The sequence below is a fragment of the Pseudomonas sp. FG43 genome (assembly GCF_057809175.1).
The window spans coordinates 106,893-129,375 of sequence record NZ_JBMDJL010000001.1 but is presented as its reverse complement, the minus strand read 5'-3'; the positions used below and the strand labels follow the sequence as shown (position 1 = coordinate 129,375).

20 protein-coding genes are annotated in these 22,483 nt (G+C 59.5%); 16 read left to right on the top strand and 4 right to left on the bottom strand.

Annotated elements, in window-relative coordinates; all coding sequences use genetic code 11:
• Positions 1–4: 4 nt before the first annotated feature.
• Genes ACODS3_RS00575 through gspN form a run of 9 tightly spaced genes read left to right on the top strand, consistent with a single transcriptional unit; the run spans position 5 to position 6,721 of the window.
• On the top strand, positions 5–1,453 hold the full coding sequence (locus tag ACODS3_RS00575; protein ID WP_489033133.1) for a GspE/PulE family protein: 1,449 nt from the start codon (positions 5–7) through the stop codon (positions 1,451–1,453).
• A gap of 3 nt (positions 1,454–1,456) precedes the next feature.
• Positions 1,457–2,659 (top strand): type II secretion system inner membrane protein GspF, encoded by a 1,203-nt coding sequence (gspF, locus tag ACODS3_RS00570; RefSeq protein ID WP_489032810.1) that lies wholly within the window; start codon positions 1,457–1,459, stop codon positions 2,657–2,659.
• 18 nt (positions 2,660–2,677) lie between these two features.
• Positions 2,678–3,115, top strand: coding sequence for a type II secretion system major pseudopilin GspG (gene gspG / locus ACODS3_RS00565; protein WP_201020575.1), 438 nt, complete (start codon positions 2,678–2,680; stop codon positions 3,113–3,115).
• A 2-nt stretch (positions 3,116–3,117) separates the two neighbouring features.
• Positions 3,118–3,555, top strand: coding sequence for a prepilin-type N-terminal cleavage/methylation domain-containing protein (locus ACODS3_RS00560; RefSeq protein WP_201005692.1), 438 nt, complete (start codon positions 3,118–3,120; stop codon positions 3,553–3,555).
• On the top strand, positions 3,552–3,917 hold the full coding sequence (locus ACODS3_RS00555; RefSeq protein ID WP_201020574.1) for a type II secretion system protein: 366 nt from the start codon (positions 3,552–3,554) through the stop codon (positions 3,915–3,917). Before ACODS3_RS00560 ends, ACODS3_RS00555 begins: the two co-directional genes overlap by 4 nt.
• On the top strand, positions 3,914–4,504 hold the full coding sequence (locus ACODS3_RS00550; RefSeq protein ID WP_201020573.1) for a PulJ/GspJ family protein: 591 nt from the start codon (positions 3,914–3,916) through the stop codon (positions 4,502–4,504). Before ACODS3_RS00555 ends, ACODS3_RS00550 begins: the two co-directional genes overlap by 4 nt.
• A complete protein-coding gene (locus ACODS3_RS00545) occupies positions 4,501–5,616 on the top strand; it encodes a type II secretion system protein GspL (protein WP_489032807.1) in 1,116 nt (371 codons plus the stop codon). Before ACODS3_RS00550 ends, ACODS3_RS00545 begins: the two co-directional genes overlap by 4 nt.
• Entirely contained in the window at positions 5,613–6,050 is a 438-nt protein-coding gene (gene gspM, locus ACODS3_RS00540) for a type II secretion system protein GspM (RefSeq protein WP_201020571.1), read from the top strand. The genes ACODS3_RS00545 and gspM overlap by 4 nt, the downstream gene beginning before the upstream one ends.
• A complete protein-coding gene (gene gspN / locus ACODS3_RS00535; protein ID WP_201020570.1) occupies positions 6,047–6,721 on the top strand; it encodes a type II secretion system protein N in 675 nt (224 codons plus the stop codon). The genes gspM and gspN overlap by 4 nt, the downstream gene beginning before the upstream one ends.
• Before the next feature lie 3 nt (positions 6,722–6,724).
• On the opposite strand, the gene ACODS3_RS00530 is transcribed toward gspN, so the two are convergent.
• Positions 6,725–7,180 carry a DUF721 domain-containing protein gene (locus ACODS3_RS00530; protein ID WP_201005683.1) on the bottom strand — a complete coding sequence of 152 codons (456 nt, stop codon included), beginning with the start codon at positions 7,178–7,180 and terminating at the stop codon, positions 6,725–6,727.
• Between the two features lie 306 nt (positions 7,181–7,486).
• On the opposite strand from ACODS3_RS00530, the gene secA reads away from it, so the two are divergent.
• The 4 genes from secA (at position 7,487) to ACODS3_RS00510 (ending at position 13,303) form a co-directional block, all read left to right on the top strand.
• Positions 7,487–10,222: a preprotein translocase subunit SecA gene (secA, locus tag ACODS3_RS00525; protein ID WP_304575350.1), complete on the top strand. Its 2,736-nt coding sequence runs from the start codon at positions 7,487–7,489 to the stop codon at positions 10,220–10,222.
• Between the two features lie 111 nt (positions 10,223–10,333).
• Positions 10,334–11,551: a bifunctional glutamate N-acetyltransferase/amino-acid acetyltransferase ArgJ gene (gene argJ / locus ACODS3_RS00520; protein WP_201005681.1), complete on the top strand. Its 1,218-nt coding sequence runs from the start codon at positions 10,334–10,336 to the stop codon at positions 11,549–11,551.
• 178 nt (positions 11,552–11,729) lie between these two features.
• A complete protein-coding gene (locus ACODS3_RS00515; protein ID WP_304575351.1) occupies positions 11,730–12,362 on the top strand; it encodes a glutathione S-transferase family protein in 633 nt (210 codons plus the stop codon).
• A complete protein-coding gene (locus tag ACODS3_RS00510; protein WP_304575352.1) occupies positions 12,359–13,303 on the top strand; it encodes a Nudix family hydrolase in 945 nt (314 codons plus the stop codon). The genes ACODS3_RS00515 and ACODS3_RS00510 overlap by 4 nt, the downstream gene beginning before the upstream one ends.
• 156 nt (positions 13,304–13,459) lie before the next feature.
• On the opposite strand, the gene ACODS3_RS00505 is transcribed toward ACODS3_RS00510, so the two are convergent.
• From ACODS3_RS00505 to ACODS3_RS00495, 3 genes are read right to left on the bottom strand one after another with little or no spacing between them, the layout of a single operon-like run.
• Positions 13,460–14,044 (bottom strand): cob(I)yrinic acid a,c-diamide adenosyltransferase, encoded by a 585-nt coding sequence (locus ACODS3_RS00505; RefSeq protein WP_201020566.1) that lies wholly within the window; start codon positions 14,042–14,044, stop codon positions 13,460–13,462.
• 16 nt (positions 14,045–14,060) lie between these two features.
• Entirely contained in the window at positions 14,061–16,100 is a 2,040-nt protein-coding gene (locus ACODS3_RS00500; protein WP_201020565.1) for a sensor histidine kinase, read from the bottom strand.
• 44 nt (positions 16,101–16,144) lie between these two features.
• A complete protein-coding gene (locus ACODS3_RS00495) occupies positions 16,145–17,065 on the bottom strand; it encodes a putative 2-dehydropantoate 2-reductase (protein WP_201020564.1) in 921 nt (306 codons plus the stop codon).
• Positions 17,066–17,236: 171 nt separating this feature from the next.
• Between ACODS3_RS00495 and ACODS3_RS00490 the strand changes: the two genes are divergently transcribed.
• The 3 genes from ACODS3_RS00490 (at position 17,237) to ACODS3_RS00480 (ending at position 22,478) form a co-directional block, all read left to right on the top strand.
• A complete protein-coding gene (locus ACODS3_RS00490) occupies positions 17,237–17,716 on the top strand; it encodes a YajQ family cyclic di-GMP-binding protein (protein WP_201020563.1) in 480 nt (159 codons plus the stop codon).
• 121 nt (positions 17,717–17,837) lie between these two features.
• Positions 17,838–18,668, top strand: a complete 831-nt coding sequence (locus tag ACODS3_RS00485) for a mechanosensitive ion channel family protein (protein ID WP_201005671.1) — start codon at positions 17,838–17,840, stop codon at positions 18,666–18,668.
• A gap of 435 nt (positions 18,669–19,103) precedes the next feature.
• The gene (locus tag ACODS3_RS00480; RefSeq protein ID WP_489032801.1) at positions 19,104–22,478 is read left to right on the top strand and encodes a T6SS effector BTH_I2691 family protein; all 3,375 of its coding nucleotides are present in this window, start codon (positions 19,104–19,106) and stop codon (positions 22,476–22,478) included.
• Positions 22,479–22,483: the final 5 nt, after the last annotated feature.

Here is a 22,483-nt window from a genome sequence, read left to right as displayed (position 1 = left end):
CGCGCTGCTGCCGTATCGCATCGCACGCCAGGCCGGCGTCGCCAGAGTGCCGGCCGACACGGGCTGGCAACTGTGGCTGCGCGCCGGGAGCGACACCGACACGCTGCAGGAAGTGATGCGCGTGCATGGTGTGCCGAGCGCGGTGGAGCATCTTTCCACCCAGGATTATGAAACCCGGCTTGGGGCGCTTTATCAGGCCGGCGAGTCGGCGACCGCTGCGTTGATCGATGGCATTGGCGAGCAGGTTGACCTCGACAGCCTGATGAGCGAACTGCCCAAGATCGAAGACCTGCTGGAGAACGATAACGACGCGCCGGTCATTCGCTTGATCAACGGCCTGTTCGGCGAAGCCTTGCGCTTGCGCGCCTCGGATATTCATGTGGAAACCTTCGAGGCCAGCCTGGTGATTCGCCTGCGCATCGATGGCCACATGCGTGAAGTGCTGCGTCCGCCGCGTGCGTTGTCGACGATGCTGGTGTCGCGGATCAAGGTCATGGCCCGGCTGGATATCGCCGAAAAACGCCAGCCTCAGGATGGCCGGATTACCCTGCGTTCTGCCGGGCGTGAAGTGGACATTCGTGTCTCGACCTTGCCGGGCATTCACGGCGAGCGCGTGGTGATGCGGGTGCTGGACAAGCAGGCGAGCCTGTTGGACCTGGGTAACCTCGGCATGCCGTTTGAGGTGGAGCAAGGGCTGCGAGCCTGTCTGCAACGCCCCAATGGAATCGTGCTCAGCACCGGCCCGACCGGCTCGGGCAAGACCACCACGCTCTACGCCAGCCTGAACAGCCTCAACGATGGTTCCTGCAACATTCTGACCGTGGAAGATCCGGTCGAGTACGCCATTACCGGCATCGGTCAGACCGCAATCAATCCCAAGGCCGGAATGACCTTTGCCAATGGCTTGCGGGCCATTCTGCGTCAGGACCCGGACGTCATCATGCTCGGTGAAATCCGCGACCGGGAAACCGCGCAGATCGCTGTGCAGGCCAGTCTCACCGGGCATCTGGTGCTTTCCACCCTGCACACCAACAGCGCGGTGGGCGCGGTGACCCGCTTGCGTGACATGGGCATCGAACCCTTCCTCATCGCCTCGACCCTCAAGGGCGTGCTGGCCCAGCGACTGGTGCGCCGCTTGTGCCATTGCGCGGTCCCGCAACCGTTGCAGGACGCCGAACGTATGTTATGGCCCGAGCTGGCCGGGCTCACCGAAAGCTTTCATCCTCAGGGTTGCGACGCCTGTCAGGGCAGTGGCTATGACGGTCGCATGGGGTTATACGAATTCATCGAGCTGGACGCCGGCCTGATTGCCTTGCTGTACGACGGGGCCAGCGAAGTCGCGATGCATGAATATCTGGCCGACAAGCGACAGAGCCTTGTCGCCATGGCCACCGAATGCCTGCGTCGAGGCGAAACCAGCCTGGCGCAGGTCTTGCGCGCCGTGCGGGGCTGACCGATGCCGACTTATCGCTATCAGGCCCTCGACCCGGCAGGACGCACGCGCAAGGCCAGCCTTCAAGCGGAAAGCGAGCGTCATGCCCGACAGCTCTTGCGCGAGCAAGGCCTGTTCGCCCGCGACTTGCAGATTCAGGATTCGGCTTCACGCAGCCCTCGCGGCCAGCGCCTCAATCACACCCAGCTATGTGAACTGACACGCCAGTTGGCGACGCTGTTGAGCGCCGGTATTCCGCTGGTGGATGCCCTGGGGACACTTGAACGGCAACTGGCCGAGCCTGCGATTCGCAACCTGTTGGTGGCCGTGCGCGGTGCGCTGGGGGAAGGGCATAGTCTGGCTCAGAGCCTGCGTCGGCAAGGTGGCCTGTTCACGGGACTGTATTGCGCGCTGGTGGAGGCGGGCGAACGTTCCGGCAAGCTGGCGCCGGTGCTGGAGCGTCTTGCCGAGCACCTTGAGCAAGTCCAGCGTCAGCACCACAAGGCCCGTACCGCCATGATCTATCCGGCAGTGCTGATGCTGGTTTCTCTGGCCGTGGTCATTGGCCTGATGACTTTCGTGGTGCCCAAGCTCACCGAGCAATTCAGCCACACCGGGCAGAGCCTGCCGTTGATTACCCAACTGCTGATCGGCATCAGCGAAGGGCTGGTGCATATCGGTCCTTGGCTGTTGGTGCTGACGCTGCTTGCCGCCGTGGGCGCGGGGGGTCTGCTGCGCAAGGCGCATTGGCGATTGCGCCTGGACCGCAGCCTGCTGCGCCTGCCCAAGGTTGGTCCCTTGCTGACGGTGCTGGAAAGCGCACGACTGGCCCGCAGTCTGGCAATTCTGGTGGGCAGTGGTGTGCCGTTGCTCGAAGCCTTGCAAGTGGCGACTGCAACAGTGGGCAACCGTGAAGTGCATCGGGCACTGGAAACCGTTCGTGAGCAAGTGGAAGGCGGCGTCAGCCTGCACCGCGCCTTGAACGCTGCCGGCCACTTTCCGCCGCTGCTGCTCAACATGGTCGCCAGTGGCGAGGCGAGTGGAACCTTGCCGGACATGCTCGAACGGGTTGCGGACAACCAGGAGCGCGGCTTCACCCGCCATGTGGACATGCTCATGGCCTTGTTCGAGCCCTTGATGATTCTGGTGATGGGCGGCGTCGTGCTGTTCATCGTCCTGGCTGTGCTGTTGCCGATCATGCAGCTCAACCAGGGGCTTACTTTCTGACTCATGGAGAACCGTCTTATGTCCAAGCCTGCTTCACGCCGCCAGCGCGGCTTCACGCTGATGGAAATCATGGTGGTGATCTTCATCATCGGCCTGTTGATTGCCGTGGTTGCGCCCAGTGTCCTGGGCAATCAGGACAAGGCCATGCGTCAGAAAGTCCTGGCCGACCTGTCCACTCTTGAGCAGGCGCTGGACATGTATCGCCTCGATAACCTGCGTTACCCCAGCACCGAACAAGGCCTTGCCGCGCTGACCAGTGCGCCAACGGTCGAGCCACTGGCGCGTTCATGGCGAGCCGATGGCTACATCCGTCGCCTGCCAGCGGACCCGTGGGGCAACCCGTATCACTATCGTGCTCCCGGTGAGCGCGGACGCATCGATATCTACTCGCTGGGTGCCGACGGAGCGCAGGGCGGTGAAGGTACCGATGGCGATATTGGTAACTGGAACCTCTAGGCGTGAAGGTTTCGCGGGGCTTTTCACTGCTGGAAATTCTGGTGGTCTTGCTGATCATCGGGCTGTTCAGTGCCCTGAGCGTGGCCTGGCTGGATTCGGGCCATGCACCGATGCAGCAGGCCCTGGAGAAACTGGCTGCCGAGGCCCGGACTCAGGCGGCACAAGCCCGGCACAGCGGCCAGGTAATGGGGATGCGCTGGAATGGTCGTCAGCCGGAATTTGTCCGCAAGGATCAAACCCGCTGGGTCGCGGATGCACCGCCCATGAAGTCCTGGCCCGAAGGGTTGCAGGCGGACTGGCCAGTGTCTGACGAGCCCCGCGTGATATTCACGCCATCGGGTGTAAGTGCAGCGGTAAACCTGAACTGGCGATGGCCCGAAGGGCAGCAACGCTGGGAGTGGCGCACCGATAACAGCCTGACTCAGGTAAAGCTGCCATGAAGCGTCAGCGCGGTTTCACCCTGCTGGAAGTGATGGTGGCGCTGGGCATCGCGGCGGTCATGACCATGATGGTCAGCCAGATGTTGCGTCAGCGCATCACCGTGCATCAGGCCGTTCAGCAGCATCGACTCGGTGCCCTGTGTGCCCGTGAGCTGGAGGCGCGATTCGGTGTCGAGCGCTACTGGCCGCAGATCAACAAGGTCAGCGGTGAATTGCAGCAAGGCGCAAGCACTTGTTACTGGCGCATGGACCTGGGCATGACTGGTGTCCAGCACTTGCGTCGTGGTGAACTGGCGCTGTTCGCTGCCCGTGACGAGCGTGAGCCGTTGGGGAATTACACCGTTTTTCTGGTGCGGCCGTGAGCCATGGGCAACGCGGTTTGACCTTGATCGAGTTGCTGGTGGCGATGGCGCTTACGGCTGTGATCGGTGTGGTGCTGGCAGCTCTGGTGAACGGTTGGATCAAGGTTCGCGAGCGTCTGGCCGAACCGGGCAACGAGCCGGTGGTGCTGGAGTTTTGTCTGGCTCTGGAGCGGCGTTTTGATGGGCTGGTGTTGCGTCGTTTGTATGAAAAGCGTTTGCCGTTGCCGGTGAGCTGGCTCGACTGGGACCCGGCAGCCAATCAACTGGGCTGGGTCGCCTTGACGGCCTGGCCCGAAGTGGAAGGCCAGTCGAGATTGCAGCGTCAGCGTTTGGCGTTCAACTCGCGGGAGCGGCGTTTGAGCCTGTGGACCTCGGCGGATCTGTATGCCGTCGGCGCTCCACGCTGGGAGAGTCGCGAGCGTCTGGATGACGTCGACAAAGTCAGTTTCAGTTTTTATCAGGGAACCCGCTGGCTGGCGTTTCCTTCCACCGTCGCACTTCAGCCCGACCGGGGCGTGCGACTTGAGTTCGAGCGTCATGGAGCGCCTTATGTCTGCACCTTCAGCTTGCCCGATAGCCGCCCATGATATTTGAGCGCTGGAGTGCCAGACGCCGGACGGAGCGTCATTGGTTGTTGCTGCGTCCTGCCGTCACGGGCACTTGGCAATGGCAACGCCTGCCGGGCACCGAGCACGGCGACTGGCCGCCGCCTGCGCACTTTCTGCAGGACACCCTCGCATTGATCATGCCCGCCGCGCAGTGCAGCCATTTTCAGGTGCCTGCACCACCGGGTCTCAAACCTCATGAGTGGCCGATGCTGCTGGAGGACCTGCTGCAACAGCCTGCCGAAGAGGTGCAGGTCAGTTGCCTGTCGCGGGTAGCCGGGCATCTGGAGTTGCTGGTTGTGGAGCGCGCACAGGTTCAGCGTTGGTTGAGCGAGTGCGAAGCACTGGGTGTATCGCCGGATTACCTGTGGGCCGAGATGCAGTTGCTGCCTCAGCAGGCGGCGGGTGAGATGCTGCGCTGGTCGCATCCGGGAGGCAGCTGCCTGATACGTGGCGCTGAGCATGGCGTGCAGCACTGGCTGGTATGGCCGGATGTTCTAGGAGAACTGCCCGAGGACTGGCGACAGCCGAACGAGGACGTCATCGGGCCATGGCCCTCCCGATGGGCTTCGTTGAGCCGTCTGCCCAATTTGTTGGTGCGTTCTGGCAATCGTCGTTCAAAGGCTCCGCGACGGGCGTTGCCATTTGGCAGAACCCAGCTTCGTCTGGCAGGTGTTTGTGCAGCGCTGGCTTTCTGTTGGGGCGTGCTGGCGTTGGGGCAATTCTGGCAGCAGGTGCCGGCCTGGAAAGCTCAGGTCGAAGCCTTGACCGGACCAGTCGGCAGCGCTCAACAGGCAGCGCGAGTGTTGTCCCGTCTTCAGGCTGAACAGACCGACTGGCGAAGCCGCCAGCAGCAGATCGTCGAGCTGGAACAGGCCATGACGCTGTGGCTCGACAGCCAAAAGGACTGGGGCGTGTCCGGGACCTATTTCGACGGGCGAACCCTGCGGCTGGTCCTGAGCGGCGATGCTCCACCTCCGTCCCCGACTCACTGGCAGGCCATGGCCAGGGCAGTGGGCGCGAAGGTCAGCATCGAAGCGAACGAAAAGACGTCCCTGCTGACGCTCAATTTCAATCTGGATGGGCAGCCATGAATGCATTGATTCAGCGGGCTTCAAACGCTTTCGTCGCACTGCCGCCTGCCCGGCGTTACATGTTGCTGGCGGGTTGGGTTGTGGTCCTGACGTTATTGCTGGTGCTGATCGGACGTCCTTTGCTGGCCTGGGGCAAGGACCTGCGCCAGTGGCCGGCTCTGGCGCAGCAGGCCCAGACACTGAGCCCCGGTCCAGCCTTTTCCAGCGAATACTGGCAAGCGCTTGCCAGTGCGCGAGGGCTGGTGCTGACGCGGGTCGAACAGCGCGGTGACATCTGGCAACTGCAAGGCGAACTGACTCGGGCTGAACCCCTGACGCAACTGATGCGCAGCATTCAGGAACAGGGCGGGCGACCGCTGCGCTGGAGTCTCGAACAAGGTCATCAGGGTCTGGTATTCAGCCTGGATGTGGGACGTGCCGGGAGACGACCATGAGCCGCAAGCTATGGATGCTCGGCACGCTGGTATTTGCCCTGACGCTTTTGCTCAACATGCCCGCCGCGTTCATGGCTCGCTTTATTGCGTGGGCACCCGGCTGGCAGCCTCAGGGCGTCGCTGGAACCCTGTGGAGCGGGCGAGCCGAACGGCTGGGGAGCGTCGGGCCTTTGAGTTGGCGTCTTCAGCCCTGGATCGGCCAAGGCTTTGTAAGCGCTGGTTTTCAACAGCGGGCCTGGGAACTCAAGATGCAGGGATGGCCCTGGGCATGGAGCGCAGAACTTGCGCCCGCCGCCAGCCTCATCACTCCTGCTGCGGCCTATGCAGTGGATGGCCGCTGGCAGGGGCGTTTGCTGATGCAGGGGCGAGGCGCGAAATGCACGTCCAGCGAAGGAAGCCTTCAGGGCCAGGACCTGGCCTTGTTGTCACCGTGGATGGTGGTGCTGGGCAATGCTCATCTCAAACTTGAGTGTCGAGACGCGATGAAGCTGTTGGCCGATGTGCAGCGCGAGGGGGAACACCGTTTCGAGATATTGCTGGAACCTGCCGCCAGTCGGATGAAGATAAGCGGTCGGGTCGAACCTGCTGCTCTGGTGACGCCGCTGCTGGTTCAGGCCGGTGTGATGAAGACGGGCGCATCGCAGTTCGAAACGGTGCTGGGCAGACGCTGACGCTTACTTCTTGTCCTTGGCATGGCTGGCCAGACGCTCCAGCGCGGCGCGCAGTTTCGGATCGCTGATGCCGTCTGCGGTGGCCTGGATACTTTCTGCTGCCGCGGGCGACAGGTCGATGGTGTGACCGACGGCTCCCCTGGCTACGGTAGGAGGCTGTACCTTGAAAACAATGCGTGTCAGGTTGGCGAATTCGTCGAAAGCGACCAATTGCCGCTGCAAGCGCTTTTGTTGGTAGCGCAGGCGCGTGGCCCAGTGACCGTCGGTCACGATCAACAGCAGGCTGCCCTCGCGCCATGAGGCAACATGACAATGCTCGCGGGCTGCCGGTTGCAACTGGCTTTCAAGCAGGCGCTGAAGGTGGCTCAGGCGCTCTGCATGGCGAAAAATGGCCTTGAGCGGCTTGGCGTCGCGCAGCAGAACTGCGGGTGCTCGAGCATTGAGAGGACGAAAGGCCATGAATGTGATGCCGGGGGTGACAAGGCGCTCATGTTAACAGAAAGCGCTCTTGCAGCTTCGTTCGGCGGGCTTTCCGTGCTTTTATATGCAAATCAACGAGTAACTTCGGCCCTGAGCGGGTTGAAGTGCTGAATAATGGCCCCATTGTAAGACTGCCCCGTAACAGCGCTGTGCCAGCATCGTGGAATAACGCCACTTTCCTCACCATCGTTTCCGGGTAGAATACTCGTTCGCATGCGGCCATAAGGCTGCACGGGCGACTCACGGGGCCGCCCTCCATTCCTATGTGTGGAAGATCCTGTCGATATGTTTGCGCCTTTGTTAAAAAAACTTTTTGGAAGCAAGAACGAGCGTGAAGTCAAACGCATGCTCAAGACGGTACAAGTCGTCAATGCCTTCGAAGAGCAAATGGTGGCCCTTTCGGACGAGCAACTGCGTGCCAAGACCGAAGAGTTCAAGGCCCGCATAGCCAAAGGCGAGACCCTCGATAAGCTCCTTCCTGAAGCTTTCGCGGTTGCGCGTGAAGCGGGCAAGCGCGTCATGGGCATGCGCCACTTCGACGTCCAGTTGATCGGCGGCATGACCCTGCACGAAGGTCAGATCGCTGAAATGCGTACCGGTGAAGGTAAAACCCTGGTAGGTACGCTGGCCGTTTATCTGAACGCACTGGCTGGCAAGGGCGTACACGTTGTAACCGTGAACGACTACCTGGCCCGTCGTGACGCCAACTGGATGCGTCCGCTGTACGAATTCCTCGGCCTGACCGTCGGGATCGTCACGCCATTCCAGCCACCGGAAGAGAAGCGCGCGGCCTACGCTGCCGACATCACTTACGGCACCAACAACGAATTCGGTTTCGATTACCTTCGCGATAACATGGCGTTCAGCATGGAAGACAAGTTCCAGCGCGAACTCAACTTCTGTGTAATCGACGAAGTCGACTCGATTCTCATCGACGAAGCTCGTACACCGCTGATCATTTCCGGTCAGGCTGAAGACAGCTCCCGCCTGTACACCGAAATCAACCGCCTGATTCCGCGTCTTGAGCGTCACATCGAGGAAGTGGAAGGTGAGGTCACCAAGCCGGGCCACTACACCATCGACGAGAAGAGCCGTCAGGTCGAGCTGAACGAAGCCGGTCACCAGTTCATCGAAGAACTGCTGACCGAAGTCGGTCTGCTGGCGGAAGGCGAGAGCCTCTACTCGGCGCATAACCTGGGCCTGCTGACCCACGTGTATGCCGGTCTGCGTGCTCACACGCTGTTCAACCGCAATGTCGAATACATCGTTCAGGACGGCCAGATTCTGCTGGTCGACGAGCACACCGGTCGTACCATGCCGGGCCGCCGCCTGTCCGAAGGCCTGCATCAGGCCATCGAAGCCAAGGAAAACCTGAACATTCAGGCCGAAAGCCAGACCCTGGCTTCGACCACGTTCCAGAACTACTTCCGTCTGTACAACAAACTGTCCGGCATGACCGGTACAGCCGACACCGAAGCGTTCGAGTTCCATCAGATCTACAGCCTGTCGGTCATGGTCATTCCGCCGAACAAGGCGTTGGCGCGCAAGGACTTCAACGACCTCGTCTACCTGACGGCGGAAGAGAAGTACGCGGCAATCGTTACCGACATCAAGGCCTGTCTGGCCGAGAATCGTCCGGTACTGGTGGGTACGGCGACCATCGAAACCTCCGAGCACATGTCCAATCTGCTCAAGAAGGAAGGTATCGATCACAAGGTCCTGAACGCCAAGTTCCACGAGAAGGAAGCGGAAATCATCGCCCAGGCCGGTCGTCCGGGTGCGCTGACCATCGCCACGAACATGGCCGGTCGCGGTACCGACATCCTGTTGGGCGGTAACTGGGAAGTCGAAGTTGCCAACCTCGAGAACCCGACCCCCGAGCAGATCGCTCAGATCAAGGCTGACTGGCAGAAACGCCATCAGCAGGTGATCGAGGCGGGTGGTCTGCACGTCATCGCTTCCGAGCGTCATGAATCGCGCCGTATCGACAACCAGTTGCGTGGTCGTGCCGGTCGTCAGGGCGATACCGGTTCCAGCCGTTTCTACCTGTCGCTTGAAGACAGCCTGATGCGCATCTTTGCCTCTGACCGGGTGAAGAACTTCATGAAAGCTCTGGGCATGCAGTCCGGCGAAGCGATCGAGCACCGCATGGTGACCAACGCTATCGAAAAGGCGCAGCGCAAGGTGGAAGGTCGCAACTTCGACATCCGCAAACAACTGCTCGAGTTCGACGACGTTGCCAACGAGCAGCGTAAAGTGATCTACCACATGCGTAACAGCCTGCTGGCAGCCACCAACATTGGTGACACCATCAGCGACTTCCGCGAAGAAGTGCTCAGTGGCCTGATCAGCCAGCACATTCCGCCACAATCACTGCCAGAGCAGTGGGATGTCGCAGGTCTGGAAGCTTCGCTGAACAGCGATTTCGCTGTAAAACTGCCGATTCAGCAGTGGCTCGACGAAGACGATCACCTGCACGAGGAAACCCTTCGCGAGAAGATTCTGGCAGAGCTGCTGGTCGCTTACACCGAGAAGGAAGATCAGGCCAGCGCCGAGGCTCTGCGTACTTTCGAGAAGCAGATCCTGCTGCGTGTTCTGGATGACCTGTGGAAAGACCACCTGTCGACCATGGACCACCTGCGCCATGGTATCCACCTGCGCGGCTACGCACAGAAGAACCCGAAACAGGAATACAAGCGCGAGTCCTTCACCCTGTTCCAGGAACTGCTGGATTCCATCAAGCGCGACACCATTCGCGTGCTGTCCCATGTTCAGGTTCGTCGTGAAGATCCAGAGGAAGAAGAGGCGCGTCTGCGTCGCGAATCCGAAGAACTCGCCAAGCGCATGCAGTTCCAGCATGCCGAAGCGCCAGGCCTCGATCAGCCAGCACTGGTTGAAGAGGGCGGTGATGTGGCCGTCGCCACCGCGCCGGTTCGCAACGACATGAAACTGGGTCGCAACGAAGTCTGCTGGTGTGGTTCGGGCAAGAAGTTCAAGCACTGTCACGGTCAGATCAGTTAAGGCTCTGACTCTGTAATACACACGCCGCGACCGGCTTACCCGTCGCGGCGTTTTTTCATTGATTGCCGTACCGATGCGGACGGCGCAGATACTGCTCAAGGAGCGCACCCCATGGCTGTTGGTCTTGGTCCTTTGCCTACATTGCACCCGGTTCCCGGTTTTGAACTCGGCATCGCTTCTGCCGGCATCAAGCGCCCGGGGCGCAAGGACGTCGTAGTCATGCGATGCGCCGAAGGTTCCAGTGTTGCCGGCGTGTTCACACTGAATGCGTTCTGCGCCGCACCGGTCATTCTGGCCAAGCAGCGTGTGCAAGGCCCTGTGCGTTACCTGCTGACCAACACCGGCAATGCCAACGCCGGTACCGGTGAGCCTGGTCTGGCGGCCGCGACCCGCACCTGCGCCAGGCTGGCCGAATTGACTGGCGTCGATGCCAGCGCCGTACTGCCTTACTCCACCGGCGTGATCGGCGAGCCGTTGCCTGTGGAAAAGATCGAAGGTGCCTTGCAGGCCGCTCTCGACGACCTGTCTGTGGATAACTGGGCCGCCGCTGCGACCGGCATCATGACCACTGACACCTTGCCAAAAGGCGCCAGCCGTCAGTTCCAGCACGAGGGCGTTACCGTCACCGTGACCGGCATCAGCAAGGGCGCGGGCATGATCCGTCCGAACATGGCGACCATGCTGGGTTACATCGCGACCGACGCCAAAGTGTCTCAGAGCGTGTTGCAGGACCTGATCCGCGACGGCGCCAACAAGTCGTTCAACCGCATCACCATCGATGGCGATACTTCGACCAACGACTGCTGCATGCTGATCGCCACCGGTCAGGCCGACGTACCGGCTGTAACCGAGGCCAAAGGCCCGTTGTTCGAGGCCTTGAAGAAAGCGGTCTTTGAAGTGTGCATGGAAGTGGCCCAGGCCATCGTGCGTGACGGCGAAGGCGCGACCAAGTTCGTGACCGTTGAAGTCAATGGCGGCGGCAATCACCAGGAATGCCTGGATGTCGGCTATGCAGTGGCTCACTCGCCACTGATCAAGACGGCGCTGTTCGCTTCCGACCCTAACTGGGGCCGTATCCTGGCTGCGGTCGGCCGTGCAGGTGTACCGGATCTGGACGTCAGCAAGATCGACGTGTTTCTCGGCTCCGTGTGCATCGCCAGCAAGGGTTGCCGCGCCACGACCTACACTGAGGAGCAGGGTTCGGCAGTCATGGCTCAGGAAGAAATCACCATCCGTATCGAGCTGGGCCGCGGTGATTGCAGCGAAACGATCTGGACTACCGACCTGTCCCACGAATACGTGAAGATCAACGCCGAATACCGCACCTGATCCCCCATCAGTTCAGGTCATCAATCACTTTGTGGGAGGCAGCTTGCTGGCGACTGTAGCGTACAGACGCAGAATATCTGCCGGTTTTCAGGCCTTTTCGCCAGCAAGCTGCCTCCCACACGTTTTGTTTGTGCCTTAACTGATCGGCATTACATTGTCTGACTCTGGAGCCAAGGACATGTCTCTGCACCTCATCATCGGCGACAAACGTTATTCCTCCTGGTCGCTGCGCCCCTGGCTGGTGCTGGCGATGACTGGCCAGCCATACACCGATCAGGTGATTCGCCTGAACAAGCCGGACACCCGCAAACAGATTCTTGAATACTCGCCAACCGGCAAGGTCCCGGCGCTGCAATGCGAACACGGGACCATCATCGATTCGCTGGCGATTTGTGAATACCTGGCCGAACGTTTCCCCGAGGCCAATCTCTGGCCGCGTGATACGGCCGCCCGTGCCCAGGCCCGTTCGGCATGCGCACAAATGCACAGTGCCTTCATGAGCCTGCGCTCCAACATGCCGATGGACCTGCGCCGCGATCAGGCGCTGGAAGTCATTCCGGTCGACACGCAACACGATATCGACCGCATTGTTGCGCTGTGGAGCGAGTGCCGTGCTGCGGCGGTTGAAAGCGGCCCGTTCCTGTTCGGTCAGGCGAGCATTGCCGATGCCTTCTTTGCGCCAGTGGCCATCCGTCTGCGTGGCTACCGCGTAGCCTTGCCTGCCGAAGCGCTGGCCTATATTGAAACCCTTTACCAGTGGCCTGCCTTCCAGAGCTGGCAACAGGCTGCCTTGCAGGAGACCGATGAGTGAAACGTGTTCATGTGGCCGCTGCTGTCATTCGTGGCGCTGACGGCAGGATTCTTATCGCCAAGCGTGCAGATAACCAGCATCAGGGCGGTTTGTGGGAGTTTCCCGGTGGCAAGGTTGAAGCCGGGGAGGCTGTCCAGGCCGCATTGAGCCGTGAACTGCAAGAAGAGTTGGGCATTGGTGTTACAGCGGCGCGTCCGCTGATCAAGATCCAGCACGATTACCCGGACAAACAGGTCTTGCTGGATGTCTGGGAGGTCTCGGCCTTTACCGGCGAGCCTCATGGTGCCGAAGGGCAACCGCTGGTGTGGGCTAGCCATCGGGAACTGGCCGGTTACGAGTTTCCAGCGGCCAACAAACCGATTGTTGCGGCGGCACGTTTGCCCAGCGATTACCTGATCACGCCCGATGGTCTGGAAACCCCCGAGCTTCTGCGCGGCATGCAGAAAGCCATCGCCGGTGGTATCAAACTGATCCAGTTGCGCGCTCCGGGTGGTTATGACCCGCAATATCGTGATCTGGCGGTGGATGCCGTGGGGTTGTGCGCTGGCAAGGCTCAACTGATGCTCAAAGGGCCTCTGGAATGGCTGGGTGATTTCCCGTCCGCCGGATGGCACCTGACGGCGGAGCAGCTACGCAAGTACGCCAGCCGTGGTCGTCCATTCCCTGAGGAACGCTGGTTGGCGGCCTCCTGCCATAACGCCGAAGAGCTGGCCCTGGCCGAACAGATGGGTGTGGACTTTGTCACCCTGTCACCGGTCCAGCCGACCCAGACTCACCCCGACGCGCAGCCGCTGGGTTGGGAGGAAGCCTCCCGCCTGATTGCCGGTTTCACCAGGCCGGTTTTCCTGCTGGGCGGTGTCGGCCCCGACGAGCGTCAGCGCGCCTGGGAAAGCGGCGCACAAGGCGTAGCCGGAATCCGCGCCTTCTGGCCAGGCGCGTAACGGACTTCCCTCTGGATTGATGGTGAGCACAACCTGTGGGAGGGGCCTTGGCCGCGACAGCCAGTTCAGGCGCTGAAAATATGTTGCCTGTAACTTGGGTCGTCGCGGCCAAGGCCCCACCCACAAGTGATAAATGATCGGCATTACACTTGCGGGTCAGGTCTTGTCTGGCTTGGGAGCAGGCTGCCAGAGTATTTCCGCAACTCCTTGCCGCCTGGCAATGATGCGGGCGGCAACGAACAGCAAGTCCGACAGCCGATTGATATACGCCAGCCCGACACCGGCCAGCGGTTCCAGTGCATTGAGGTGCTGACAGCGTCGCTCTGCACTGCGAGCCAGGCTGCGGCAGACATGGGCCTGGGCGATCAGCATCGAGCCTCCTGGCAAGATGAAGTTTTCCAGCGGCCCGACTTCCTCGTTCCATGCATCGATAGCGGCTTCCAGTCGCTCGACTTCAGCAGTATTCAGCGCCTGATAGGCTGGCATCGCCAGTTCTCCGCCGAGGTCGAACAAACGATGCTGACAAGGGCTCAACACCTCGATCACTTCATTGAGTGCAGGAATGCGCTGCGCATGTTCGCCCAGCCCGGCCAGCAGTAGCCCCAACTGGCTGTTGAGCGTATCGACTTCACCGATGGCCTCGACACGCGGATGATCCTTGGGTACTCGACGACCGTCGCCCAGCCCGGTTTCTCCGGCATCGCCGGTGCGTGTGTAAATCTTCGACAAACGAAAGCCCATCTGAATGGCTCCTGGCTTACAGCTTTGAAATGACTTGTTGCTGCACATTCACCTGATTGCCTGCCAGAGGCAGGCGCAGAGTGAAGCAGGTTCCCATGCCGATGGACGATTGCACTTCCATCTGGCCTTTGTGGTTGTTGGTGATGATGAAGTACGACACCGACAGACCCAGCCCGGTGCCCTGACCAATTTCCTTGGTCGTGAAAAAAGGCTCGAAGGTGCGCTTGCGAACGTTCTCCGCCATTCCGATGCCATTGTCCTCGACCTGAATCTCCGCCCATGGCGGGTTGAGGCGGGTGCGCAGGGTAATGCGTCCGGGTTCTGCTTCATTTTCCGCTCGCTGGTGAATGGCTTGCGCGGCGTTCTTCAGCAGGTTGAGCAGCACCTGTTCCAGTTCGTTGGGAATACAGGGGACCGGCCCCAGTTCAGGGTCGAACTGGCGAATGATGTGCTGGCCCTTGAAGTCGAAACCGATCGCCAGGTCAAAGTCGTTACCAGCGATTTCCAGCGCCTGATCGATCAGGGCGGGCAGTTCGCAAGGCGTCAGCTGACGGTTGCTCAGGCGGCTGAAGTTGAGCATGTGGCTGACGATCTTTGCTGCCCGTGCGCCTGCCTGCTGAATGCCATCGAGTAATTGCGGGACGCCGCGACTGGTCAGGTAATGATTGACGGTATTCAGGTCGATACCGTCCGACTCGGCTTGTTCGATGTTCTTCGGCAGTTCCGGCGAGAGGCGGCGACGGATGTTCTGCACGTTATGCAGAATTGCGCCCAGCGGGTTATTGATCTCGTGGGCCATGCCTGCGGCAAGCCCGCCAACGGAGAGCATCTTTTCCGACTGCACCATCATTTCTTCCAGGGAAATACGCTGGGTGATGTCGTCGATACGAATCACTACGCCACGGCCTGCATCGCCTGCAAGCGGGTAGAAGGTCAGGGCATAGCTGCGAGGTTCGTCGTTCTTGATCCACGTCACACGTTCTATCTTGGTGACGCTGTGTTGCTCAACGGTCTGTTTGATCTGTGGCAGAAACGCTCTCATGGGCTCAAAGGCAATGAAAATCGGCTGATTGAGCGCTTCGTCCAGCGTTGTGCCGGACAGGGCGGTCGCCTCCTGATTCCACTGGGTGACATAAAGCTGTTCGTCCAGAGCAATCATCGCTGAGGGCATCGAGTCGATAATGCTGTTGAGGTAGTTCTGAAAACCGGTGAGCTTTTTCTCGATCTTGCTGCGAACCTTGACCTCCAGTTCCAGCTTGCGGTTGGTATGGCGGGTCTCTTCGGCAAGGCCCTGAGCCTGTGCATAGGCTTCCTGCGAGTCGTCGCGGGCCCGCTTGAGTTGCTGCTCGCGAGCTTCGATACGTGACAGCATGGTGTTGAAGGCTTCGGCCAGGTTACCGATCTCGTCTTCGTTGCCGGGGCCGGCGCGCAGGGCATAGTTTTCTTCGCGGGTGACCTGACGCGACAGCTCTTCGAGCTGATAGATCGGTTCGGTAATCAGGCGCCTGATCTGGCGGGCCACGACCAGCCACAGCAGAACGCTGAATATCAGAATGCCCAGGCTTGCCGTCAGCGTACCGGTGTAAAACGCAGTCGGCAGTTCGCTGCTGGCGACCAGCAACAAATGCCCCGGAGCCTGGTCCCCTTTGGGCACGGTAATGATTTGTGTGTTGCGAAACTCGGTCAGGCGCCAGCCTTCGATATCGCCGTAATGGGTGGGCAGGTGAAGCCCTTCGCCCTGTTGCACTTGCGCCAGTCGATTGCCGTCGTTGTCGTAGAGCGCGGCTGCACGCAACGGCCCGTAGCTCTTTAGCTCCTTGAGCAGGGCATGGGCGTTGCGCGGTGAACTCAAGGCCTGCTCGTTTAGATTGGGGCTGCTGATCAGGCGTCCGATGGTCTGTAAGGCCTGTGGGGCCATGGCTTCCTGAGAGATGTAATAAGCGGCGCTGATGAAGGTCAGGTTGGCGACCAGCAGCACCGTGGTCAACAGGACCAGCAGGGCTGCCAGCAGTTTCTGGCCTACGGGCAGGTTTTCTAGGCGCTGGCGCAATGGCATGGGGCGAATCACACGCGAAGGATGAACCAGCAGGGTAGCGTGCGCTAGTCGGTACGCAAACCCTTGCTTGCGAGATGAGTGGTCAGTCGCGTCTGTAGTTGCTGCAGGTGAGGCACGGCACATTGATGACGAAGGGCCGCAGCGCAAGCGTAGCCGAGCAGGTAGCTGATTTCTGTACGTCGGCCATTGGCCACGTCCTGATACATCGACGAGTAATTGGCCGCCGTGGCCTTGATCACCCGTTGCACTTCAGTGTGCAGGTCCTGGGCCGCCACGGGCTGGCCACAACGTTCCAGCAGGTCCGTGAGTTCGACGCACAGCGTCGCCACTTCACAGTGATGGTCCTGCAGGCCGCCATTGCGACAATCATGGAGAACGGTCAGCGGATTGATGGCGCAGTTCAAGGCCAGCTTGCGCCACAGGCGCGTCAGGATATCGGGCGTCCACTCATGGGCAATGCCGCTGTCATGCAGGTCTTGCAGGAACGCAGGTGGCGTTGGCTCACGGGCATCGCCCAGCCATGTATAGCCGTGGCCCGCGAATACCACACGCCAGTCCGACTCGCGAAATGCCCCTTCGGTGCTTGATGCAAAAATGCAGCGGGCATGTGGAATACGTGCCGCCACAGCATCCTGACTGCCCAGGCCGTTCTGCAACAGGACGACTTCTGCATTGGCATGCAGGCGCGAAGCCACCTGAGCCACGGCTTGCTCGGCATCATAGGCCTTGCAGGCCACCAGCAAACGCTCGATGGGCTCATCGCTGTCGAGAGTCTGGGCCGAAATGAAGATCGGTTGGGCAACGCCGTTTTCCACAAGGGTCAGGCAGCTGCCGTTGGCTTGATAGGCTTGCAGCCGTGCAGCATTACGCAGGACCAGCCGCACCGGAACGCCCGCACGGGCCAGTCTTGCGGCCCACAGACTGCCCAGGCTGCCCGCGCCGAGTATGTGCCAGATAGCGCCCATCAGAGAGGGATGTCCAAAAGGTTGAACGGCCTTGCAGCGATAAAATCGAAAGTCGACATGAAAGGCTCGCAGTGAAGGCTGGGAAAGTCTCGTTATAATGAGCGTTCTTTCATACCGTCAAGTCACGCGCGTTCGCTTTTTTCGGGCGCGCCGTTTATCTGGAGAAATTACATGCCATCGTTCGACGTAGTGTCCGAATTGGATAAACACGAAGTCACTAATGCCGTCGATAACGCCATCAAAGAGCTGGACCGTCGCTATGACCTCAAAGGCAAAGGCACTTTCGAGTTCAAGGAGCTGACCGTCACGCTCACCGCCGAGGCGGAGTTTCAGCTTGAAGCGATGATCGAAATCCTCAAGCTTGCCCTGGTCAAGCGCAAGATCGACGTGAAGTGCCTTGAGGTCAAGGACGCCTACGCTTCGGGCAAAGTGATGAAGCAGGAAGCCGTGCTCAGGGAAGGTATCGACAAGGAGCTGGCCAAGAAAATCGTCGCCCATATCAAGGACGCTAAACTGAAGGTGCAGGCCGCCATTCAGGGCGAACAAGTGCGCGTCACGGGTAAAAAGCGCGATGACCTGCAAGATGCCATTGCTTTACTGCGTACATACGACTCGGGGATGCCGCTGCAATTCAACAACTTCCGTGACTAGGTGATTCTGGTTGTCCGGGAACCCTTTATTCCCGGACATGTCCGAACACCCCTGTAAACGCTGAAATGATTGTTTCCGGCAGTCCTTTCAAGATTGGCTCGTGACAGGCAGGAGAAACAAGATGGATTTGAGCGCAGAAGTCGATCAGTTGTGGAAGGTTTCACAAAGCTGGATTCCTATGATCATGCAATACAGCAGCCGTGTGCTGCTGGCGCTGGTAACACTGAGTATTGGCTGGTGGTTGATCAACCGATTGACCGGCAAGCTGGGTGCATTGCTGGCACTGCGTAATGCAGATCTGGCATTGCAGGGTTTTGTCGCCAGCCTGGCGAACATCATTCTCAAGATTCTGCTGGTGGTGAGCGTCGCGTCGATGATCGGTGTGGAAACCACCTCGTTCGTCGCGGCTATCGGTGCTGCGGGCCTGGCCATTGGCCTGGCATTGCAGGGCAGCCTGGCGAATTTTGCGGGTGGCGTGCTGATTCTGCTGTTCCGCCCGTTCCGTATCGGCGACTGGATCGAGGCCCAGGGTGTGGCGGGTACTGTCGACAGTATCCAGATTTTCCATACCGTGCTGCGTACCGGCGACAACCGAACAGTGATCATGCCCAACGGCAATCTGTCCAACGGCATCATCACCAACACCAACCGCCAGCCGACCCGCAAGATCGTGTTCGATATCGGTGTTAGCCCCGATGCCGACCTGAGGAAAGCACTTGAGGTGCTGCTGGAGATGGCTCAGGACCCGCGTGTCCTTCAGGATCCGGCACCGCAGGCTGTCGTCGCGGCGTTGGGCGAAAACGCGATTACCCTGTCGTTGAGGGTATGGACCAAGACCGGCGATATGGGCGATGTGAGTTCGCTCTTCAATATCGAGGCACGTGATCGTCTGAAAGCCGCAGGTATCGATATCCCTTCGCCACAGCGCATGGTGCGTGTGGTTCAGGAGTAAGCGGACAGCTCGCTCAAAAAGCTCGATGCTCCAGGCATCGAGCTTTTTGATGACCGCAGGCATTAAGCCTTGATGCGCAAATATCTGCGCACCCCATCCTTGATAAAACACCCCTGAAATCCCCTCCAACCCTTATGAACAGGGCTCTTCGACCAGCTGCGCAAGATATTGCGCAGGTGCGCATGGGCTTGCGCACTTTTTCGGGATTTTTGTATGAAAAATAACCAGTTTTTAGGAGGTTTAAATTTAAGCTATTGATTGTTATATAGAAAAATTAACAGGCATGACTCTTGATACAGACTGTTCCCACGTCCGAGCGAAGTCGCTCGGCAACCATCAGGGAACAAGGGATGTTCATGCTCGTTTACCAGGCTCCTCGCCTCATCACTCTTCACCTTCAGGTACTCGTTGAAGACGCACGCAACGGTGCGTCCCATGACTAAGAAACACGGCACCCTGCAAGAACGGCGTGGGGCGCGCTTCGACAAGTCTCCGTCTTCTGCCACCTGTGCCTGTTCGCTCAAGACGGCGGATATCGCCATTGTCCCGGTGCGCTATGCCCTTGACCGTTCGCACTACGATGTCGACCCCGCACAGCTCAAGCCCTTGCCCGCCCGTGGCCAGTGGAGCCCACTGCCACGACTCAAGACCCGCAGCTACACCCTGCGCCAGCTCTACGACGGGTATGTCTATGTGTTCGACGAAACGGCAGGGACGTTTCATGAGTACAGCGTTTCGGCGTCCGATGCCTGCCTGACGCGCATCGTCTGGACGGAGGCCCATCTGGGGCGTGACGTTCGCAGCGGCGATGGAGAGGGTAACCCTTACCTGCTTTACCCCCGCAGGAACCGCCTGCATCTGGCTTTTTCCCCGGTGCAATGGACCTGGCGAATCTGCGAACACATGCGCTCACACGCCGACAGCCGCGCCCTGTGGATGAAGCCCCTGGACCTGGCCAACTTCTGCGCCACCCTGAACGAGCCGGGTACGTTGCCACTGATGACGCTCGCCACGGCCGTCGCCGATATCGACAAGAATTACGTGGTCGAGGACAAACGCTTCGCTGACTCGTCCATTCCGACAGCCGAGCCCGATCAAGCGGCGAAATCGGTCTTTACCCCGCTTGGGGCCGATGTGTACTGGCTGGGCAATGTCCCGGACAGATGCCGCTCGCTGCTGGTCGCCCTCGACGATCCGCTGGGCGTGTTCAACGACCTGGGCATGCAACTGGCGGGTGATCAGGCCGCGTATCAGAACTGGCAACAGGAACACGAACATAAGCTGCAAATGGCTCAGACCGTAACCGCGCTTTGCGGGGCCGATGGCGAGCTCAAACACCTGCCCTCGTGGGTACGCGAGGACAGCGCCAGCACCCAGCGCTACCTGCATGAGATGGAGGAGTATTTCGACCAGATGGACCTGGAGAAGATGCTGACCATGCACGGCAATCCTCCGGGTGGCTCGCTGGGCACGATGGACATGTTCAAGAGCGCAGAAATGCGCCAGATGCTGCATACCCGTTATGGCCGATACCCGTCCGAAGACGACCGGCAGGCCTGGAAGGATCGCGAGAAATGGCGCCGTGAAGTCGACCTCAAGGGCGCACGTACCTATCTGCAAGACAACCTGCCCATCAGCGAAGCCCTGCTGCAACAGGTCCGCGACACCCAGGCGGATTTCCAGACATGGGCCGAGCACCTTGGCAGCGACCCGCTCAGGCTGTTCATCGACACAGCCAACCCGAAAACCCTGCTGTACCTGCAAACCGTCATGACCGACTTGCTGATGGTCTATGGCCAGGATCAACAGGCCAGCGTCTGGTTGGCTAAGCAGGAAGCCCGGGGCAGTACGCTGTTCGGGACCATGCGTTATGGATTCTCTCCCGCCCTCAAGGAAGCCCTGCATCAGGAAGCCAACGCCCTGCTCAACGGCATTGGCGACTTCACCAACCTGGCCACCCGCGCTGGCGAACTCAACGCCGCGCTCAACCATCAGGGTTTCGCCGACGCGGCCTGGATGAAAAAGCTGAAACAGCCGGTGCAGGACACCTTCAAGGCCCTGCGCGAACTGGCGAGTGGTGCAGGGAAAACGATTGCTGAAAACATGCTGTTGGCCTGGGTGCCGGTCGACAGCCGTCTGGCGCTGGGCAAGGGCCAGAACCTCGCGGCCTTGGTCCGTAACTTCATGATCGGCCAGATTCTGGCCAATACGCCGGAAATGATCCGCATCAACGAACAAATCGCCTCCCGACTCAAGCAGTGGAAACGCGAATGGTGGCTGCTCACCAAACAGATCGACGACACCCGCTTTAACTGGCTCTACCCGCACCATCCCCGCGAACGCCGAAACCTGGCGCGCCTGCTGCAATCACAACTGGAAGCCTTGCGCCTGCACGAACTGAAAATCCCGGGCCTGCTGGACTTTCAGAACAGCCAGTACGCCCAACTGCTGCAGGACGAAATCCGTGCCTTCTTCAAGTCCGGCCTGGACGTCGCCAGGGACTGGCACACCCGCGCCAAAGCCTGGAGCGAGCGTTTAGGTGGTTTCGGAGCCGGGATCACCTGGGGCGTCATCCTGCTCAACTTCATCAACACTGCATTCCTCTATGAAGACCTGACCCGCGATGGCGAATTCAGCGGCAAGGATATCGTCAAGGTCGGTTACAGCCTGGGTTACAGCTTCAATCTGTTGATGGCTGTTTTTGTCGAAGCGCCGTGGGCGGTGATCAAGAATGCGACGCCGGTGCTGATCGACGGCAAAAGCATAGGCATTCTGGATCGCTCTTCCGCCTACTGGAAAGCTCAGGGAAACAGCGCTTGGGGAGATGCGATTCGCGGGTTCAGGAGCACGATGGTGGCTTTGGGGGCGTTTGCGGTGGCGGCGGCGGTGTTGGAGCTTTGGGATATCTGGGAGGATCAAAAAAATGCCAAGACCGCAGAAGAAAAAGTTGCGCTCTATGTAAAAGGCTTTGCTGTAGCTGTGATGGGTATTGGCGGTTCTCTACAATTGATTGCGGGGTTGAGCCTGTCCAAGACACTCGTAGCTATTGTAATGAGCTCGTGGTTTGCTGTTGCTCTTCTCATCGTCGGATCTATTTATTTAATTGCTACCATGGTCCTGAACTATTTCAAACAGGACAGTGTTGGCTGGTGGTTGCGAAAGTGTTGCTGGTCGCGTTCACCTGAATATCGACATGCTGATACGCCAGAAGGAGAAGTTGAAGAAAAGCGTTCTTTGCTGGAAATCCAGCTGAGTCCGCAAATTCTTATTAAAAGTACGGTTGAGTATAGGCAAAAATACATAGGTTTAGCTGGGTATGTAAATATGCCAGTACAAAACGGTGCCTGGATACAAATGCGTTTGCCTGAGGCATTACGCGGGCAACTGGTTCAGCTTAATGTTATCAGCAGTACGCGACCTTTCGGTTTTCTGCCAACGGAGCAAACGGATACGCCCATTGCAGACAAGTTTGAAGAGCGTGGCAAGTTCACTCCTCTCAAGGAGTTTGGAAAGATCGGTAATGAACGGCCTCCCTATTCACCATCGGATCTGTATTTCCCGATTTTTCCTGCGGGCGAGGATGTCGTCTGGCAAACCTGGGTTCCGCTCAAGGAAGGTGCTACCTACATTGAGTTGCAAATCTGGTATCCGAACTCGGTGAGTGCTTCAGGGCAGAAAGCTCAAAGCTACCTTTATCAGATAGAGCTAAGCCAGGAGGGCGATATGGCAGTAGATGGCTCAAGCCTCACACTTCTAGAAATCAATAAGAAAAGCCGCGCCAACGCACTGATCCTTGTGCTTCCGGAATAAAATTC